Genomic DNA, 18,817 nt, shown 5'->3' on the forward strand with positions numbered 1-18,817 from the left:
TAGTTTTGGGTTATGCATTTTCTGATGATGATCTTGAGTTGGGCGATTTTCTATTCGCTGCACACCACCCTTACTGCTTCCAAGTTAAAAAGATTTTTGGAGGCAACTTGGCCTGACCGAATGAAATGGTACAGATTGTTTTACAGTATTCTATCCACCGTGCTTTTTTTGGGAATTTTGGGACAGGCGCTTTTTTTGCCTCGACAGGTCATGTTTTTACCAGGTCCTATCCATCTGTATTCCGGGTACATGATCGCTACCCTTGGAGTGGTACTGATCACGCGTTCGTTGAAAAGCATTTCGTTCCCTTTCTTTTTGGGTTACCCGCCGAAAAATTCTGACCAAATGGAAAGTTTACAGGTATCAGGGGTTTATTCCCATACCCGGCATCCTTTGTATTTGGGATTACTGTTTGTTTTTTCCGGCTATCTTTTAGTAGCCGGTCATCTCGGTGCACTGATCCATTGGGCCTGTTTGGTGCTATACCTTCCGGTCGGAATCTACTTTGAAGAAAAGAACCTTATTCAAAAATTTGGGGCACCCTACCGACTTTATCAAGAGGAAGTTCCGGTGTTTTTCCCATTCCTGTTCAAAAAGAAAAGGGCCTAAGCCCTTTCTATTAATCAATTCCCAAGAAATCGATCTCAAAGATCAATACTGAATTGGGGGGGATACGGTCATTATTTTCCTGATTCCGATAAGCGTAAGGAGAAGGAATGATAAATACAGCCTTGGAAGCGGGTCTAATTCTCTTGAATGCAAAATCCCAACCTTGAATAACACTAGTTGACCCAAGAATGAATGCAAACGGCATGTACGTTCTGGATTCCTGAAAGATATTATTTGCTCTAGCAACATCTTCAAAAGAAGTATCAAATACAGAACCTGTTTCCATCAGCTTGCCGATGTAGTCAGTATAGACCACGGTGTTGTTGGTCGGCCGGGAACCTGCCCCTTCCCGCTGCAAAATCACCACCACCCCAGATGGATCATGGATACGGCTAATACTATCGATCCGAGCAGTGTCCAGAAATGCATCGATCTTCCTTCGATCAATGGCCAAATTGCCCGCCTCATCATAGGCAGGACCTCTGTCAAAGGGATTGTTGGGCTCGCAGGAGCTTCCCAAAATCAAGGCTAAAAGAATAAATATTGGAATCAGATTTCGCATCATGGATTGAGATTAGGTCCTTTTTTTACCTCCAACAGCTCCAATTCAAATATTAAGGGAGAATTGGCCGGAATTTCACCATTGGCCTGATTTCCGTAGCCAAGTCGAGAAGGGAAAATCACGGTAGCCTTCTCCCCCGGATGCATCATTGAAATGGCAAATTCAAACCCGGAGATGGTCAGTCCATACCCTACCGGAAATCTGAGGGGCTGATAGTTCCGGGCGGAGTTAAAGATATTGTTGTCCCTTGCCACCTGCTCAAGGGAGGTGTCAAAGATTTTATTGTTCAAAAGTCTGCCGGTATAATTGACCCGGACGGTATCTCCCCTCAAGAGCGCATTCCGCTCCTGTTGGGTCGAAACTTGCCAAAACATATAAAATCCTTCGATAGGCTCTTGGTATTCTTTGACGCTGGCAATGGAATTTTCCTGCAGGTATTTTTCAATAGCCTCTTTGTCTCTTTGCAAAAGCACCTCCTGAGTTTGGTCAGGATCGATGCAAGAGTACATGGAAACAGACCCGATCAGCAACGCTGCAAAAGCAAATAGTCTGAAGTTCATATGTTTTGGTTTAGTTATAGATCGTTCAATACTCAGAATTACTTCTGAACGTCGGTGACTTCTACGTCAAATATCAAAATGGAGTTAGCCGGAATCATGGATCCTGCACCATTTTCTCCATAAGCCAAAGGAGAAGGGATCAGGAATTTAGCCTTAGATCCTTTTTTCAGCAATAAAAGTCCTTCGTCCCATCCCGGGATCACCTGACCCATGCCTACATTGACCGGAAGTGGCTCGTAAGGACGTCCTTCATTGAACATGTTGTTTGCCTTGGCGATTTCAGGCCAAGAGGTATCAAACAAGGTACCGTCAAGTAGGTATCCTGCATAGTTCACATACAGGGTAGTACCTGGAGCAGTGGCTTCCCCTGTTCCCTCTTTTTCGATCACGTAATACAGACCATTTTCTGTTTTTTGAAGGTTCAGGCCTTTCTCTGTTGCATAAGCCTCGATCGTTTTCGCTTCTTCTACAATCAGGGTTTTGGCTCTTTCGGCACTTTTTTCCTGCTCTTTCATCATCACCTCCTCGTAGAAGGCCTGCATTTCGTCTTGAGTCTTGATGTCATAAGCTCCCAACTTCACTTTGATGATATCCTCGTCTTTGATCGGAGCGGGCTGGTTTCCGCTGAAAATGATCTTGGCAGTTGCCTGGAAATTGATGGAATCTCCTTTTTTCAGGCTCAAGAATATTTCATCCATCCCGTTTTGAGGAGAGATGGAATCATTGGCCATCAGGTAGCCCGGAAAAGGCTGAGTCAAGGTGCTGTAGATCACCGAATCGCTTGCTGTCGTGATCTCCAAATTGTAAAGAAGGAAGTCTCCGTTAGGAGCTTTCTCAGAACCCTCTTTGATATAGGTATATTCGATTCCGTCTTTTTCAGTCACTTTGGACTTTTGACAGGAAGAAAGTGTACTCACTCCGGTAAGAAGCGTAAGCAGCGCCACAAGGCTTTTGTAATTTTTCATTGGTTTTTTAATTGAATTTTTAAGGTCAGATGAAAAGGCTAAAACGATTCATCTTTCGTCAAGAAGTTTCGCTGTGTAGCATTTCATCGGAGAATGATTTGAAGGCAAAGGTCAAGTAACTTTTCCAGTGAAACAACGCCTAGGGGTGAGGCATTCCTGGATTCGTCCTTCCCCTTGTTTAAAATTTTCTTTGGATTGTTGGATGATTGATATTGAAATGTATTTGCATGGTATTTAGTCTACCGTCACGGATTCCGAATGGAAGAGTTCCTCCTGACATTGAGTCACCAAGGATTCAAACCGCTCCACCGTATCTTTCAGACTTTGGGTAGATTTGCCACCGGCAGCATTTTTATGACCTCCTCCGCTGAAATAGGACGCTGCAAACTTATTGACCGCTACATCGCTGCTGGATCGGAATGAGATTTTGATTCCATCTTCACGCTCTGAAAACAAGGCTGCAAGTTTGATCCCATCCAAAGATAGGGCATAATTCACCAATCCTTCGGTGTCCCCGGTTTGGCTTTGATATTTTTTAAGATCTTTTTTACTGATCACAAAATACGCGGTATGCAGGTCTTCTCTCACTACCAATCGTCTGGTAATGGCAAAGCCTATAAATTTGAGTCGATTGACGGAATTGGAATCGTAGATTAAATTGGAAATCTGTGCCGAATCAGCCCCGATATCAATCAGTTCTGCCACGACAAGATGTACATTTTTGGTGGTGTTGGGGTGACGAAATCCTCCGGTATCCGTCATGATTCCGGCATAAAGGCATTCTGCAATTTCCTTGTCGATAAGCGATTTGTCGCCCATTTCCACAATCAATTCATACACCAATTCACACGTGGCCGCGGCTTTGGTACTCCAAAATCTGAAATCGGCAAAATCTTCAGGATCTTGGTGATGGTCAATATTCACCACAAAGGCCTTGGACTTTCGGATCATTTCCCCCAGTTCATTCACCCTGTTCAAAACAGAAAAGTCAAGACAGAAGATCATCTCCGCCTCTTCCAATTTGGCGGTGGCCAGAGGCTTATCTGAGGCTTTGGAAAAATCCAGCACCTCATCATTTCCTTTCATCCAGGTAAGAAAATAGGGATAATCAGTTGGGGTCACCACGCTGACATCATGCCCCTTTTTGATCAGGTAGTTAGCCAGACCCAAAGAAGAACCCAAGGCATCTGCATCGGGCTTGACATGAGTAGTGATGAATATTTTCTTGGGTGAGGATAGTTCCTTTTTAAACTTAGCTAAAGCTTCCATTAGATCAAATCAGCGGCACATTTGGCTCCAGTAGGCTGCAAATGTCCATAAATTTTCCAGAAATCCCAAAGTATGAAGATGACTGATAATGAAGTGACTAGCCGAGAATTCTCAAAGGTATAGGCGATACTACGCCGAAATCTCCTATTTTTGCGGCCGAAATAAACCAATGCAAATCCCAATCCCATGGCAGGAAAAAGAACATTCACCATGATCAAGCCGGATGCTTTTGAAGCTGGCAACTCAGGCGCAATCCTGAAAATGATCGAAGAAGCAGGCTTCAAAATCGTAGCGATGAAGGCTACCCGATTGACTCCGGAACTGGCCGGCAAATTTTACGAAGTCCACAATGAAAGACCTTTCTACGCAGATCTGTGCAAGTATATGTCTTCCGGTCCTATTGTGGCTGCTATTTTGGAAAAAGACAATGCCGTAGAGGATTTCCGTACGCTGATCGGAGCTACCAATCCTGCAAATGCTGCTGAAGGTACAATCCGCAAGATTTTCGCAAAATCCATTGAGGCCAATGCCGTTCACGGTTCTGACTCAGACGAAAACGCAGCCATCGAGGGCAGCTTCTTCTTCAATCAGTACGAGCGAGTCATCTGATCCAAGAGACAACACAAATCAAAGCCATCCAGAAGCAATTTTGGATGGCTTTTTTAGTATCTGCCAGCAGGTAGCTAGAGGCAATGGACAATGACCAATGGGCAATTACCAATGACCAATTTTCAAGGCAAAAAAGGAGGGGCGCCTTTATATCATAGATATTCTCAATTATCAATGGACATTGACCAATTTTCAAGGCTTGGTTTATGGATTCACTTGATCATTGAGTTTGATCATTGAAAATAGATTCAATAAGCAATGGACAATGATCAATGAACAATTTCAAGGTAAAAATGGAGGGGCGCCTTGGTCAATGAAATTTCCAATTTTCAATGGGCAATGACCAATTTTTAAGGCTTAGCTTATGGATTCACTTGACCATTGGGTTTGGTCATTGAAAATTGATTAAATAAGCAATGGGCAATGACAAATTTTCAAGGCAAAATAGGAGGGGCGCCTTGATCATAGAAATTCTGAATTATCAATGGACATTGACCAATTTTCAAGGCTTGGTTTATGGATTCACTTGACCATTGAGTTTGGTCATTGAAAATTGATTCAATAAGCAATGGACAATGATCAATGAACAATTTTCAAGGTAAAAATGGAGGGGATCCTTGAACATAGAAATTCTCAAATCAAAGGGCAATGGACAATGACCAGAGATCAAGCTTTAACATCCTTGATCCTTGACCATCGAGCTTGGTCATTGAAAATTGACCCCTCCCCTACATCCTAGCCTCCCACCATCTCCGTCATAATCTTTGCCGATAGCAAGGACAGCGGAATCCCACCTCCCGGGTGCACACTGCCTCCACAGAAATACAGGTTTTTGATATCGGATGAATAGTTGGCGTGGCGAAGGAATGCCGCAAACTTATTGTTGGAACTGTTGCCGTAAAGCGCCCCCTGCGCCGAAGAGGTCCTATACTCGATGGTGCGCGGTTCTAGAATTTGTTCTACTTCGATCAGCTGTTCTACGTCCGTTTTTAAGATTCGATTGATCTTGGCAATGATATTTTTTCTTGCCGCTGTGATGAGTTGATCCCAGTCTTGGCCCTGATTGTTGGGCACATTGATCATGGTAAACCAGTTCATACAACCCGGAGGCGCATCGTCTTGCTTATAGACCGAAGTGATATTGATATAGACCGTGGGATCGTGGTAGATGCTCCCTTTTTTGAAAATATGTTCAAACTCTGCTCGGTAATCGTCCGAGAAGAGGATGTTGTGCAGGTCCAGCTCGGGAAAGACTTTGTTGATCCCCCAATAAAAAATCAATGCAGAACTGGACTTGGGCTGTTCCAGCAATTTTTTGGGCTGTTTTTGTTTTTTCAGGATGGTCTTGTAGGCATTGACCATATCCATATTGTTGATCACTACCTCTCCACAGACCGGTTTGCCTTTAACTTGGACTCCGATCGCTTTTCCTTTTTCCACCAGAATTTCTTCCACGGAGGAGTTGAAATGATAGGTCACCCCAAGGGAAAGTGCCAAGCGATAGAGACTGAGCGTGATCTCATGCATTCCTTTCTTGGGGAAAAAGGCGCCGATGTTGAACTCCAGGTGGGGTATGATATTCAGTGTAGCCGGGGTCTGATAAGGGTCCGAACCGTTGTAGGTAGCGTAGCGATTGAAGAGCTGCACCAGTTTGGGCTGGGCAAAGAGCGCTTCATTGGCCTTGTTCATGGTCGAAAAAATCCCAAGCTTTCCCATTTTGAGGTAAGATTTCAGCGCTTGGGGTCTAATCCAAGTGCTCAATTGATGCAAGGAACGGTGCATAAAAAGCGGAGCCAAGTGATCATAGATAAAGGCTGATCGCTTTAAGGCCGCCCGGATGGTAGTACCGGATTCACCCAGCTTGGTCTCCACCTCTTCAGCAAATCGATTTTGATCGGCCCAAGCTTTGATCTGCTTCCCGTCTTCCCAAAAGTAATGACAGGCTACTTCTAACTTTTGGTATTCAAAATGCTCTTTGGGATCTTTTCCCGCCAGCAAAAAAAGCTCTTCGACCTGATCGGGCAAAGTAAAGAGCGAGGGTCCCGCGTCGAAGCGATATCCTTGGATTTCGATTTCCGAAAGTTTGCCCCCGGGATAGGCGTTGGATTCAAAGACTTGGACCTGATAGCCCTTCAATGCCATTCGGATAGAAGCCGCGATACCTGCTATCCCTGACCCAACGATGATGCAATGCTTAGTCATGATTTCCTTTTTTAAAGATCACTTTCTCTTATGAAAAAAGTGAATTTCGAGACAATGATAATTGCTATTTGGGCGCATTGGTTTTGATTTCTGAAATATTGTCTGCTTCCTCCTGAAATCTTTCGATCAAAAAAATGAATATGCGAATTCGCCGGTTTGCACGTTACCAATTTAAAATTGGCTTTAAGGATCAAAACAGGGGGATTCCCCCTTCAAGGGGGTTAGGGGGATTTTTCAAATAGTTAATTGACCTTGAAAAATCTAACGCGCAATGATACGAATACACATAAAAGTGAATCTTTAAATCGACTGTCTATTCAGATCAATTAAAAACTATAAGTAATTAAATAGTAAAAAATGCAAATATTTTATAGGTATTTTTTGATTTGTATGACTTTTTTATTGATTTGAAATACATTTTTATTTCTAGATTTCCGAAAATCTTTCAAGAATATGAAAACAAAAACTTTCACCAACTTCTCCATCGGGTTATGGAGCTTGGTACTTATGATTTTTATGGTGAGCTGTACTCAATTTGAGGACGCGGATCTGGTATCTGACCAGAATGATGAGATGGCTGTTTCAGGTCTTGAAAATGCAAGAATCAGCACTTCGGCACTTTTGACACCTATTCTTTGGACAGGTGGAAATGGGGGCAATGCCACTTGTGCTGATGCAGGTATTTATGAGTTTTCTTCTGGAAGAAACAACTATGAAGATGGCGCATTTTCAATGACTTGGCCTGAGGGATTCACCGTGAATGTATCTGTTGACGGAAAATCCCTGAGTTGGAGCTTTGATGCTCCTGAAGGCTATTGCTTGGAAAATATCGCAGTGATCGTCAAGGGAAGCAACTCCTCCCATATCTACAAGTATGGACCAGGAGTAACCGGTGATACTGGTCTGACTCCTCCCATGACCGGAGGTAAAAAACCAACTGTAGCAGGGCTAAGTAACTTGACCTTCTGCTACAACCTAACTGAAGCACCAGATGCTCCTACCGGAGACAATCAGTCCGATTGTCTTGAAAATGGACCATTGACTGCTACTGCGGATGCTCCCGATGGTGCAACAGTCATATGGTATAACGATGAGTTTGGAGGTAATGTTGTAGAAGATCCAAGTTTAAATGTAGTTGGTAGTGTGACTTACTGGGCTGCATCCCTTCTATTCGATGGTTGTGAAAGCGAAACCAGAACGCCAATCACCTTAACTTTGGAGGATTGCGGTGATGATGACGGCGGAGGAGACGATGATCCGGATACCTGCGGAGAAGAAACTGGATATGGAGGCAATTCAGAAGGAGATGGATCAGCTTGGTGGTTCTATTTTGATACTCAGGGACCTGCGAGTCAAGCCATCTATGCCGGTCAAGAACTTACTGATGGAGCTGTAAGCTATGACTCAGGCACTGGAATGTTTACCATCGACTTGGGATCTTGGTCTCTACAGGATGTTTCTGATCCGGTAAAAGCCCAAGGCTATTCAACTCTTCCAGGTAGTAGACCAGCTTCCGGTTTGTTTACCTTGTACAAAGGCTCCAGCCTTACATTTTCAGGAGACGGATCTAGGTATTATGTCATTCACTTGGATCTGACCAAAGAGTGTGAAACTGAATAAAAATTAGTCCATCATAATGTCAAAAGCCCCGGAGTGATCTGCTCCGGGGCTTTTTTAGTTGTTGTCCAAAATATTATCGATCGGCTCGATAGGCGATCGGATCCGGTTGACTATCCTTGTCTCCGGTGATAAACCCATTGGTACGAACCCCTTTCAACAATAGTATCCCTGATACATGAGGTGTTGCCATGGAAGTTCCGCTTTTTGAACCGTAACCTCCACCCGGCATCGTAGAGCGAACACTACGTCCCGGAGCGGCATAATCAACAGGTGGATTTCCATAGTTGGAAAAGGAAGACAAGGCCCCATTGCTATCCATGGAAGAAATAGTGAAAACATTAGTCCCGTTTACTCTTGCCGGAGAATAATTGCTGGCGAGGTCAGCGTTGTTCATCGCTGCAATCACCATAAAAATCCCTTTGGCTGCTGCATTGAGCACCGCCTCATCTTGGATCGTGCTTGGAGAACCGCCCAAGCTTAGGTTGGCCACATCTCCGGGCTTCCCTACACCAGCAACGTAATCTATTCCTGCAATTGACCAAGATTTTTTTCCACTACCTGTCGGTCCCAAGACCTTGACCGGTACCACAGGTGCTCCAGCTGCTACACCAACTACGCCAAAATTATTGTTGATAGCGGCAATTGTTCCGGCTACATGGGTACCGTGGCTGTTTTCATCATCCAAAGTGGTACTGATATCATCGGTGACGGCCCTAAATCCCAGGCTTGCCAAGACATTTAAATCAGGATGGTCCAAATCAATCCCTGAATCAATTACAAAAGCAACATTGGTTCCCTTATAGGTAGAGAACCCACCAATTCTTTGGATACCCCAAGGCACCTCCTGATTGGGATCTGAAGTCTCCGGACCATAATCAATTGAAGGAGAAGGCTCAGGGCTAGGTGTAGGATCCGAAGGCGTGGGCTGACTTGGTTCAGGTTCGGTTGGAGTTGGCTCAGACGGTTCAGTTGGAGTTGGCTCGGTAGGCGCTGGTTCGGTTGGATAGGATTTTGGTCCTTTGGTCGTAGTTCCTCCCTTTCCTCCCCCTTTCGAGGCAGCTCCGTCCAGGTGTATCCATTCATCCTCTTCGATGATAAGGATACGGGAGTCTTTTCGAAGAGAATTGACTTGTTCTTCACTTAGATGTGCTGCGAACCCATCAATAGCAGCACTATACGTCATCCGAATCTGAGAAGGAGCGACACGATGGCTGGCTAGTAAAGACTCGGAATACTTTCGCATAGCGGCTTGATTTGCTGCATAATCTCCCGACTTTCTAAAATTGATCTCATTGGGTTTGAGACGAATGATGTACTCGTTGGGAATGCGTTGCGTGAAATGCGTAACCAGATCTTGCTCCAAAGCAACGGGGGTAGATTCATGGATGTCCTGACAGGACCACGTCAATCCGGCCATCAAGGCCAGAATTGTGGCGGTTGGTTTGAGGTGATTTTTCATGGCTAAATCGTTGAATATTAGTTTTTTGATTTCTGTAGACAGAGAAATGAATTTGAAATTTCACCCAACAAAAAAGCCTCCCGGGTGGGAGGCTTTCGTAAGACTAAGATCAGACAGGGTCTGCGGGATTACTTTCAGATTTTTCATTGGGCAATACTTAAATTCTTGATTTCAGAATCCGTTTGGTGCCCAAATCTAGAAGATGAACCTGGCTCAAAAAAGAATTTTATTTTGCAAATAATATTAAAAGCAAATTATAATTCTTGTTTCGCAGATTTGATGGTGCAAACTGGCCAAATTCTGTGATGAAAAGTTTAACCAAAAATTCAGCTTATCCTTAACCTCACTCTGAAAACAAACTTGATCTATTAGCAACGAGGCAGTTAACCAATAAGAAAAGAGTTGATTCATTTTCCGGAAAGGAAGTTAAATTGAAATCTGATTATACACTATTTTGCCAGTAGACGAATATTCCCCTCATTTTAGGCTGGAAGACCATATACGGAAGACCGAAGAATTCCATGAATTGGGATTTTCTAGTTCATTTGAACTTCTAACTTGGCTACTCACAAAGTTCCCTATATCCAAAAATTAAGATAAGATTATCCGCTTTCCTTCTAGTATGAAGTTGAAAGCATTATCAAATTTGTAATTCCTGTGAATTGGCTCCGAATGAGCCAAACAATTCATGACCCTGTACGAAGTGTAGGGAAAATAACGTATTGATTGGCCTTGAACCCTGGAGGGCGAAACATCAAAGTCCCGCCACATCAGAGTTTTAGTTTATGAAAAATCCCCCTGCGCCCTTGGAAATTCGCCTATTTGGAACCTCAAAACAAAATTTAAATCGGTTACGTCCAAACATGCGGATACACCTTATTAAAAAAGAAGAAGCTTGAACCACATTGGACATTTCTTAAAATTTTTCTTTTCCTCTTTTTAAAGCCCAAGTTCAACCTTAAAGCCAACGGGTTTCTGAACAAGGAAAATCAACTTGAGTACCTAGATAATATCTACTCACCTCCACAATCTACCGCTCAAAGAAACCCTAGGAATTCATCCCGATCCCAATTACCCCGGCAATCACTTCCTTTCCCATTTTCTGCATTTCATTACACCAAATATTCATTATCATATTTGAAATACATTTTTATACTATTTAAATGCGTTTATATTTGTCTTAAATCAAAACCAAACAGTTTATGAGAACTTTTAAAACAAATCTTTTGGGATTGGCCCTGGCGGGGTTGATTCTGGGTGCTTGTAGCCAAACGGCTACCTATGAGACAGCTGACTTGATGAATGAACAAGCTTCAGCTAAGGCGGGGTTCAACCTGAGTCCTTTTGGGATGGGTGGAGAAAATCTTGCGATAAGTGATGCCCCTTGCATTGACGATAATTCAGGAGCTGCGTTTGCCCAAACCTTTACCGGTAACTACAATTCAAATTTCAGCGCTTCCATTAAAGTTTATAATACATTGAACCATATCATTTATGAGTTTAGCGGAACTTATAATTGTATTAAACTGACTGATTTTAACGGATCAGAAATCACACTCGAAGGAAACCAATACAAAGTACCTTTGAGCAATTGGAAACATGGTGATCAAAAAGCTCAAAATTTTTGGGTAGGCAGAAATGGTTGCTCGGGTCAAGGCAGTGGGCAAGCTGTGATAATTCCGACTAGCTACAATCTAATTGGAATCTGTACTGAAACCACTCTTTCGGCTGGAACTGAAGCAGAAATCTGCGAGGGTGAATCTTTTACACTTACTGCTTCTGTAGCTGCTGATGGAAACTTCACAGGCGGAACTATTGAAATTTTGAATGCAAGTAATGTGGTTGTTGCCGATGCAGCTGTAACCGCCGAAAATAAATCTGTCACCTACTCCGGTCCATGGACTACTGCAGGATCTTTCTCTTTCTCCGCTCGATATGTGCCAAGCAATACGAATGGTTACAAGGCCAGCATAGGAGGTCCTTCGGTGGTGGAAGTAAAGAAGTGTGTTGTAGGTTGTGATGCTGAATCCTTTTCCTATGTGGCCACAAATCAAAATTTGGATATAGTCTTCTCTTACAATTACAAAGAGGCAGCATTGGTAACTTTGACCTTTACTTTACCCCAAGCTAAAATTGAACAAGCTACAGGAACCACTTATTATGGTGCCGATGGTAAAGCTTATCTAGTTGGTGGTAATGGAACTAATTTAACATGGACCGGGTCTGTAAGCTGTTCAAAAGAATCACCAACAACCTTTGCTTTCAAATTTGCTGCTGATTGCGGACCAAGCACTGCAAATGACGGTAAGGCCATTATTTGGACTAGTACTGAGGTTAAAGCTATCAATGGAGTTACTTTGGTAGATGATCCAAATACCCCGGAAAATGAAGGTCCATATTCCTTAAAACATGGTTTAGATAACCTTGTCTTTTCAGGTTGTCCTACAAAATAATACTAATCAAATAAATACTCTCTTTAATCCCCCGACCGCCTCGGGGGATTTTTTTTGTCCTTATTTTTCTGTTCCTCGCGATTTGTCATCCTAACCCAAAAAAGGATTCAAGCCCAATCCCGAAGGGATTGCATGTCTATAGCAAAAGATTATCCCGTACCCTACGACCCCGATGGGGTCGAATCTATCTCCCTCCAATCAACTCTCTAGAAACCTGTGACCCCTTCGAGGTCAATATCCGTATACCGGGAATAGAAATCCCGAGGCCCTGTCACAGGATTTGTATTCATAAAAATCAAACCCCTAAAAACCCTTATTCAAAACAAGTCACCCTTCTTTCTCATACTCCATCTTATAATTTCCCACATGCATCCGGCTTTCTTCGATTTTTCGCTTTTGCCTCACATAATTCACTGTTCCAAATACCAGAATCACGATAGCAATGGTGTAGAAAATCACCTGATAATAAATACTTCCTTCGACCTGAAGGAGATTTTTGATCCCCAAGCCGCCCACCAAAAAATACATCGAGGTGCGTAAAAAAGATAAAAAGGTGGTCTGATTGGCTAGAATGGTCCGTTGAAGGGCAAGATTCTCCCTCAGAATCAAATCCCGGTTGATGGTTTTTTCGAGTTTGGACATAATCAAAAATTGGATGAAAATCCAAATTAACCATCTCTGATAGGAACAACAAAAAAAGTCCGGCCTGTGAAGACCGGACTTTTAGATAAATAAAGGTTTCCCGAATTAATACCCAGGGTTCTGCTCAATAGGTGCAGAGGCGTTTGTCAGGATTTCTTCCAATGGAATAGGCCAGATAAACAGGTGACTGGTATACGGAAGCGAATGGTCCGTAGGGATGTTCACATTCGTAGTGTAGAAGTTCAATCCGGTGATGGATCTGGAGGTAGCTTTTGCCGGAATGCCGGTCATTCTGCCTTCTCCGGACAAACGGTGGATATTCGGGAATCTTCTTCCTTCAGCAAGGAACTCAATTCTGGTTTCTCTGATGATGGCATCAATCAAGGCGTCAGCATTGGCAAAATCAGCAACAGTGTAAGCGGGTACAGTTGCAGGAAGCGCACGGCTTCTAACAGAGTTCAGCAAAGTCACCGCAGCCTGCGTATTACCCAATCTTGCATTCGCTTCAGCTGCCGCCAGGACGATTTCAGAGAAACGGATGATGATCGAAGGATCGGAGAAGGTCACCGCATCGGTGTACTTGTTGGTAAAGATTCCCAAAGGACCTTGACTTACAAATCCGTCTGTAGCTCCTCTTACACTTCTACGGGTATCTTCCGGATGCCACCAAGTCGCTCTCCAGATCAATGGGCTTATTTTCACCAGACCACGTGCCCCCAAGTTAGGATTACCATACATGTTGGCAAGCGCACCGTTTACACCCGGGTTAGAGGCCTGCGTATTTTGGAAAGAAAATACGTTGTCTGAGCTGGTACCACCGCTTCGGAATGGTGCCAAAGGATTGGCAGTCACTGCATATCGGCTGGTGATTTTGTTGTATTCAGTGATCACATCAGACCAACGCTTCATGTGCAGGAATACTCTGGCTTTCAAAGCAATTGCAGTGCCTTTGTTTGCACGGAAAGGGCTGGTTCCATTACCCAAGAGCGTTTCTGCCTGATTCAAATCAGCCAAAAGCTGATCGTACACGCTCTGTACAGTTCCTCTTCCTACCGCTTCACCCGGACCTACTTTGGATACGTCATTGATAGCGAAGGTTCTGTAAGGAATACCCGGTGCAGAAGGATTGTCAGAGTACGGTCGCGAGAAATAGATCACCAATTCATGGTGAGCCAAAGCTCTCAAGAAAAGTGCCTCACCCATAAACTGGTCTCTTACGGCTTGTGTAATCGCACCTCTGGAAACCGCACCGTCAAGATTTTCAATGACAATGTTGGCACGGTTGATCATTCGGTAAAGTGAGATCCACTGACCGTTGTTATTGGCCGTCTGAGGATTGAATCCGTTGATGTAGGTGATTTCATAGAACAACTGATCGTTGTACATGTCTTCTCCTCTCATATCACCCTGCTGGGTAGAAGCAGCACCGAAAGGATATCCTCTTTGTACCGCACCAAGGTAAAAACCACGCTGGGCGGATTCATAGATACCAAGCACTGCTGCATTGACCCGGTTGGCATCGGCAAATGCCTCTGCATCAGGAATAATGTTGGCTGGCTGCAGATCAGTCACATCGCAGGAGGAGGTAAATCCTACCATGGCCAATGCCACCAAAACTGACTTTATTTTATTTGAAAATATATTTTTCATTGTTGATCGATTTTAGGATTGAAAATTAGAATCCAACATTAAGGCCCACAGACCAGGTTCTGATGATCGGAGCCACGTTCCAGTCCACACCAAAGTTCAACTGACCGCTGTATTGGTTTGATTCAGGATCAATTCCGGAATACTTGGTGAAGATCAACGGATTCTGTACCTGAGCAAAGAATCTAGCTGATCTGATTGCACCATTGAAAGCATTATTCAAGGTAGCAGCAGGAATTCTGTAACCCACTACGATGTTTTGGACTCTTACGAAGTCACCTTTCTCGATGAATCTGCTGTTGGAAGCAGAAGTCTGCCAAGTGTTGGCATCACGACCGGCATACAATCTTGGGACATCAGTTACCTGACCGCTTTCCGTCCATCGACTAAGTATTTCTCTGTGATTGTTGGAGAATCCAAGACCCATCAAACCTCTCAGGGACTCGTTCATGATGTAGTTGCCACCTGAATATCTGACGAAGATTTCCGCGTCAAAATTTCCATAGGTGAAGGAGTTTGACCATCCGCCCTGATACTTAGGCAGTGTATTTCCCAGGAAGAATTGAGTAGGCGCAGTTCCAGGAGTAGTAGTAACAGCGGGGTTTGCAGGGTCGAAAGCTCTCCAAGTAGCTGCACCTACGAGCTGAACGATGTTGTCACCACTGTAGTACATCGCGTTTCCGTTGGCAGGGTTCACACCCGCCCACTTAAATCCATACAATTGAGCAATCGGACCACCTACTTCAGTTCTGTTGAACGTACCGGTCAATGGCTGAACCAAGTTGGTCACTTCGTTTTGGATCCAAGTGAAGTTGAAGTCAGTGTTCCAAGAGAACTTGCCATTATTAATCACATTGGCCAAGGCACGCAATTCAACACCTTGGTTGAACATGGCACCTACGTTCTGACTGATGGTGTTGCCTGGTACACCCAAAGAAGGAGCAGTTGGCGCATTCAATACGATACCATCGACGTTGTTTTTGAAGTAATCCGCAGAAACAGTCACTTTTCCGATGGTCATATCCAAACCAACGTTGAACTTCTTGGAAGTTTCCCACTGAAGGGCCACGTTAGCTACGTTTGTGTAACCGATACCCGCACCAGCAGCAGCCTGTACCGGACCAAAACCACCGGCATAAGGGAATGAACCACCTGGTAAGCTGACGTTACCCACTTCAGCATAGGATGCTCTTACTTTGAAGTCAGAGATCAAAGAAGAGTTGAAAAACGACTCGTCAGAAACTCTCCATCCGATCGATCCACCCGGGAAAGTACCTCTTCTGTTTTCGGTAGCCAATTGAGAGATCCCGTCATTTCTTACTGCAAATGACAAGAGGTATTTTCCTTTGAAGCTGTAGTTGAATCTTGCGAAATACGAATCAAATCCTTGCTCAGAGAATCCACCACCGGAGAATTGGTTGTTGTAAGAGTTGGAAATCAAGTTTCTCAATCGGAAAAACTCATCAGAGAAGTCCGTACCGGAAGCACTGAAGTTGTAGAAATTGGTGTACTGATATTCCACACCCGCGGTCACGTTGATGTTGTGATTCTCAGCCAAGATGGTCTGATAGTTCAAGGTGTTCTGCCAGTTCCAACGGGTAGCTGGGTTGAATGCCATCGTTACAGAACCATTGGAGCTTCTACCGTCACCATGCTTTGGGCTAAGGGTTGTGAAGTCATCTGCCAAGGTCAAGTCGATACCGATTTGAGTTCTTGCAGTCAAGCCTTTGGCAAGATCCAATTCCACGTAGGCATTACCCAAGATTCTGTGGTTTCTACCTCTGTAGTAGTTGTTGGCCAATACATAAGCGATGTTAGGGATGTTGTTGTCCGGACCGGCAAGGTTAGCACCGAAACCTGTCGTCGCACCATTTGCGGTGATATTAAATCCATTGAATGCCGTATTCTCAGGATCGTAGATCGGCACGTTTGGCAAAGCACGCGTTGCATTGTAGATCGCTCCTGAAAGGGAGTTTGCACCGTTGTTCAAGCCGGTGATTTCGGTGTAAGCATATGAAAGGCTCTTTCCGATTCTCAACTTCTTAGAGATGGAGTGATCGATGTTTGACCTGAAGGCATAACGCTTCAAGTCATTGCTTTTTACTACTGACTCCTGATCGGTGAATCCCAGAGAGAAGAAATACTTGGTAGATTCAGTTCCACCGGAGATAGACAGGTTGTGCTGTTGGGTATTTCCGGATCTCAACACGGCATCTTGCCAGTCGGTGTTTACTCCCGGGTTAGCCAAAGCGGAAGCATTGACGTTTGCTCTTTTTTCATTCGCAATTACTACCCACTCATCACCGGTCAACAGATCAAACCGGTTAACTGCTTCATTCACACCAAAGCTGGTGTTGTAGCTTACCTGAGCTTTTCCGGTCTTTCCTCTTTTGGTGGTGATCAAGATCACTCCGTTGGCAGCTCTAGAACCGTAGATGGCCGTAGCCGAACCGTCTTTCAATACTTCATAAGATTCGATATCCGCTGGGTTGATGTTGGCCAATGGGTTGGACGCTACTGCACCGGAACGGTCAGAGTCTACCACAGGCACCCCATCGATTACGATCAGAGGATCTGCACCACCGGAAAGCGAGTTTACCCCACGGATACGGATGATCGGTCTGGATCCCAAAATACCGTTTGGAACAGTTACCGAAACCCCTGCCGCTCTACCTGCCAATTGCGAATCGAAGGAAGGAGCAACCAAGTTTTCAATGGCCGTGTTGTTGATGGAAGCTACCGAACCGGTGATGTCTCTTCTTTCCTGAGTACCATAACCCGTCACGACAATTTCGCTCAACAGTTTTACATCCGGATCAAGCTGCACATTGATCGTGGTAGATGAACCGATGTTCACCTCTTTGGTCAAGTATCCGACAAAGCTGAATACAAGAACATTTGCATCTGCAGGGACAGAGATGGAATAAGATCCATCCAGATCGGTTACGGTTCCCTGAGTAGTACCTTTTACTACTACGCTGGCGCCAGGCACACCTTCCGGTTCTTCGGAAGAAGTCACCCTACCAGTGATCGTTTTAGATTGCGCGAGAACTGACACGATGGTCAGGAAGCTGAGCGCAAAACCTAATAAAACTTTCTTCATAGGTTGATTATTTAGACATTTTAACATTTCAAGTAGCGAATATGTACTTAAATGATGGAAGGATACAAATGGTAAAAAGATTACAGAAAAGACCCCAATCGAAATTAATTTCCGTCAATTAGATTAAACGAAGAATTAAATTCGTTTTGGGAACAGGAGGAACAAACTTTTCTAAAAAAAACTGAAGAATAGACGGTTTTTCAGAAGATAATTTCAAAAAGAGCGACAAAAACCTCCTTTTATTCTTTGGTGATCGAAATCAAAAGATAGCTAACCTTAACCACTGGATGTATTTCTGAGGATTTTATTCTTATTTTCTTAATAATTCCTTAAAAAACGAACAAAAATTTGGCACGGGACCAAAACCCGAAAAACTGATTCAAAATCTTTTCTTATTAAATCTTAAATACTCAAAATTTCCTTTAGGGCATATTTTTTTGAAAAAATGTTCATTTTTTGGTTCAAATCGAAAAAAACACCGGGTTTCTTCAAAAACTTCGTCCAAACTGAAGTTCGCGGCAGATTTTCCATTTTCCCTCTAACCTTTTGAGAAGAAAGAGCTTATCGGCCAGAAAATTTCCAGAGAACTGCAGCGCTTTACAGGTCTCCAATACTGCTGAGAATTTACTTGGCTTAAGATCCTTGAAAGCCAAAGTCATATGCGGATGAAAGTTCCTATCGCTCAATTCGTTGGTAAGAAGCAACTCCCTTTTGCAAAACACCCCCAGCCTAGACTGAAAATCCCAAAGCAACTCATCCGAGATGATTTGCTGGAAAATAACCCTGTTACCAAACGTCCCTATCCCGGCAATCGAAATGGCAAGCGGGGCTTGATCTTTTAAAAATTCACCGAGTTTTTCCGCCAAAAGATCCTCTTTGGCTTCGTTGTAGGAGAAAGGCATCTTCACCGTGATATGCGGAGGAGACTTGAGGGCATACTTGACCTGATGCCGATCTCTGAGTTGCTCCTTGATCTGGGTGGATTTAGAAAGGAGCGGTTCGGGGGGCAAAAGGGCAAGGAAATATTTTTGAATACTTTTCATCCTTTCAAAAATACCCGAAATCAAATTGAGACATCTAATTCGTAAAAAACTATTCAATTTCCCCAATCTATCCT

At 43.8% G+C, this 18,817-nt stretch carries 14 protein-coding genes; 4 read left to right on the top strand and 10 right to left on the bottom strand.

The genetic code is table 11. The features are described from left to right. Positions 1-12: 12 nt before the first annotated feature. Positions 13-609, top strand: a complete 597-nt coding sequence (locus CLV31_RS02520) for a methyltransferase family protein (RefSeq protein ID WP_111391312.1) — start codon at positions 13-15, stop codon at positions 607-609. A 10-nt stretch (positions 610-619) separates the two neighbouring features. On the opposite strand, the gene CLV31_RS02525 is transcribed toward CLV31_RS02520, so the two are convergent. The 4 genes from CLV31_RS02525 to CLV31_RS02540 all read right to left on the bottom strand — a co-directional run bounded on the left by CLV31_RS02525 (position 620) and on the right by CLV31_RS02540 (position 3,965). Continuing rightward, the gene (locus tag CLV31_RS02525; protein WP_111391313.1) at positions 620-1,174 is read right to left on the bottom strand and encodes an FKBP-type peptidyl-prolyl cis-trans isomerase; all 555 of its coding nucleotides are present in this window, start codon (positions 1,172-1,174) and stop codon (positions 620-622) included. After that, positions 1,171-1,731: an FKBP-type peptidyl-prolyl cis-trans isomerase gene (locus tag CLV31_RS02530; protein ID WP_245943304.1), complete on the bottom strand. Its 561-nt coding sequence runs from the start codon at positions 1,729-1,731 to the stop codon at positions 1,171-1,173. The genes CLV31_RS02525 and CLV31_RS02530 overlap by 4 nt, the downstream gene beginning before the upstream one ends. A gap of 38 nt (positions 1,732-1,769) precedes the next feature. Then, positions 1,770-2,696 (bottom strand): FKBP-type peptidyl-prolyl cis-trans isomerase, encoded by a 927-nt coding sequence (locus CLV31_RS02535; protein WP_111391315.1) that lies wholly within the window; start codon positions 2,694-2,696, stop codon positions 1,770-1,772. A gap of 234 nt (positions 2,697-2,930) precedes the next feature. Beyond that, the gene (locus tag CLV31_RS02540) at positions 2,931-3,965 is read right to left on the bottom strand and encodes a DHH family phosphoesterase (RefSeq protein ID WP_111391316.1); all 1,035 of its coding nucleotides are present in this window, start codon (positions 3,963-3,965) and stop codon (positions 2,931-2,933) included. A gap of 186 nt (positions 3,966-4,151) precedes the next feature. Here CLV31_RS02540 and CLV31_RS02550 point away from each other — a divergent pair, with 186 nt between their 5' ends. Next, a complete protein-coding gene (locus CLV31_RS02550; protein ID WP_111391318.1) occupies positions 4,152-4,574 on the top strand; it encodes a nucleoside-diphosphate kinase in 423 nt (140 codons plus the stop codon). Positions 4,575-5,309: 735 nt separating this feature from the next. On the opposite strand, the gene crtD is transcribed toward CLV31_RS02550, so the two are convergent. Then, complete coding sequence (gene crtD / locus CLV31_RS02555) at positions 5,310-6,776, bottom strand: 1-hydroxycarotenoid 3,4-desaturase CrtD (RefSeq protein ID WP_111391319.1); 1,467 nt, start codon at positions 6,774-6,776, stop codon at positions 5,310-5,312. Positions 6,777-7,229: 453 nt separating this feature from the next. Between crtD and CLV31_RS02560 the strand changes: the two genes are divergently transcribed. Then, positions 7,230-8,396 carry an immunoglobulin domain-containing protein gene (locus CLV31_RS02560; protein ID WP_111391320.1) on the top strand — a complete coding sequence of 389 codons (1,167 nt, stop codon included), beginning with the start codon at positions 7,230-7,232 and terminating at the stop codon, positions 8,394-8,396. Between the two features lie 73 nt (positions 8,397-8,469). On the opposite strand, the gene CLV31_RS02565 is transcribed toward CLV31_RS02560, so the two are convergent. Further along, entirely contained in the window at positions 8,470-9,855 is a 1,386-nt protein-coding gene (locus CLV31_RS02565; RefSeq protein WP_111391321.1) for a S8 family serine peptidase, read from the bottom strand. 1,202 nt (positions 9,856-11,057) lie between these two features. On the opposite strand from CLV31_RS02565, the gene CLV31_RS02575 reads away from it, so the two are divergent. Then, positions 11,058-12,308, top strand: a complete 1,251-nt coding sequence (locus tag CLV31_RS02575) for an Ig-like domain-containing protein (RefSeq protein WP_111391323.1) — start codon at positions 11,058-11,060, stop codon at positions 12,306-12,308. A gap of 327 nt (positions 12,309-12,635) precedes the next feature. On the opposite strand, the gene CLV31_RS02580 is transcribed toward CLV31_RS02575, so the two are convergent. The 4 genes from CLV31_RS02580 to CLV31_RS02595 all read right to left on the bottom strand — a co-directional run bounded on the left by CLV31_RS02580 (position 12,636) and on the right by CLV31_RS02595 (position 18,743). Further along, the gene (locus tag CLV31_RS02580) at positions 12,636-12,950 is read right to left on the bottom strand and encodes a DUF202 domain-containing protein (protein ID WP_111391324.1); all 315 of its coding nucleotides are present in this window, start codon (positions 12,948-12,950) and stop codon (positions 12,636-12,638) included. 105 nt (positions 12,951-13,055) lie between these two features. Continuing rightward, a complete protein-coding gene (locus tag CLV31_RS02585) occupies positions 13,056-14,600 on the bottom strand; it encodes a RagB/SusD family nutrient uptake outer membrane protein (RefSeq protein WP_245943305.1) in 1,545 nt (514 codons plus the stop codon). A gap of 25 nt (positions 14,601-14,625) precedes the next feature. After that, positions 14,626-17,700 carry a SusC/RagA family TonB-linked outer membrane protein gene (locus CLV31_RS02590; protein WP_111391325.1) on the bottom strand — a complete coding sequence of 1,025 codons (3,075 nt, stop codon included), beginning with the start codon at positions 17,698-17,700 and terminating at the stop codon, positions 14,626-14,628. A 488-nt stretch (positions 17,701-18,188) separates the two neighbouring features. Further along, positions 18,189-18,743 carry a 2'-5' RNA ligase family protein gene (locus CLV31_RS02595; protein WP_111391326.1) on the bottom strand — a complete coding sequence of 185 codons (555 nt, stop codon included), beginning with the start codon at positions 18,741-18,743 and terminating at the stop codon, positions 18,189-18,191. Positions 18,744-18,817: the final 74 nt, after the last annotated feature.

The organism is Algoriphagus aquaeductus (assembly GCF_003253485.1).
In the GTDB taxonomy this organism is placed as follows: domain Bacteria; phylum Bacteroidota; class Bacteroidia; order Cytophagales; family Cyclobacteriaceae; genus Algoriphagus; species Algoriphagus aquaeductus.

Coding starts and splice junctions, on each gene's coding strand:
- CLV31_RS02575 (WP_111391323.1), top strand. CDS start 11,058: ATGAGAACTTTTAAAACAAATCTTTTGGGATTGGCCCTGGCGGGGTTG.
- crtD (WP_111391319.1), bottom strand. CDS start 6,776: ATGACTAAGCATTGCATCATCGTTGGGTCAGGGATAGCAGGTATCGCG.
- CLV31_RS02565 (WP_111391321.1), bottom strand. CDS start 9,855: ATGAAAAATCACCTCAAACCAACCGCCACAATTCTGGCCTTGATGGCC.
- CLV31_RS02560 (WP_111391320.1), top strand. CDS start 7,230: ATGAAAACAAAAACTTTCACCAACTTCTCCATCGGGTTATGGAGCTTG.
- CLV31_RS02525 (WP_111391313.1), bottom strand. CDS start 1,174: ATGATGCGAAATCTGATTCCAATATTTATTCTTTTAGCCTTGATTTTG.
- CLV31_RS02550 (WP_111391318.1), top strand. CDS start 4,152: ATGGCAGGAAAAAGAACATTCACCATGATCAAGCCGGATGCTTTTGAA.
- CLV31_RS02595 (WP_111391326.1), bottom strand. CDS start 18,743: ATGAAAAGTATTCAAAAATATTTCCTTGCCCTTTTGCCCCCCGAACCG.
- CLV31_RS02540 (WP_111391316.1), bottom strand. CDS start 3,965: ATGGAAGCTTTAGCTAAGTTTAAAAAGGAACTATCCTCACCCAAGAAA.
- CLV31_RS02580 (WP_111391324.1), bottom strand. CDS start 12,950: ATGTCCAAACTCGAAAAAACCATCAACCGGGATTTGATTCTGAGGGAG.
- CLV31_RS02520 (WP_111391312.1), top strand. CDS start 13: ATGCATTTTCTGATGATGATCTTGAGTTGGGCGATTTTCTATTCGCTG.
- CLV31_RS02530 (WP_245943304.1), bottom strand. CDS start 1,731: ATGAACTTCAGACTATTTGCTTTTGCAGCGTTGCTGATCGGGTCTGTT.
- CLV31_RS02590 (WP_111391325.1), bottom strand. CDS start 17,700: ATGAAGAAAGTTTTATTAGGTTTTGCGCTCAGCTTCCTGACCATCGTG.
- CLV31_RS02585 (WP_245943305.1), bottom strand. CDS start 14,600: ATGAAAAATATATTTTCAAATAAAATAAAGTCAGTTTTGGTGGCATTG.
- CLV31_RS02535 (WP_111391315.1), bottom strand. CDS start 2,696: ATGAAAAATTACAAAAGCCTTGTGGCGCTGCTTACGCTTCTTACCGGA.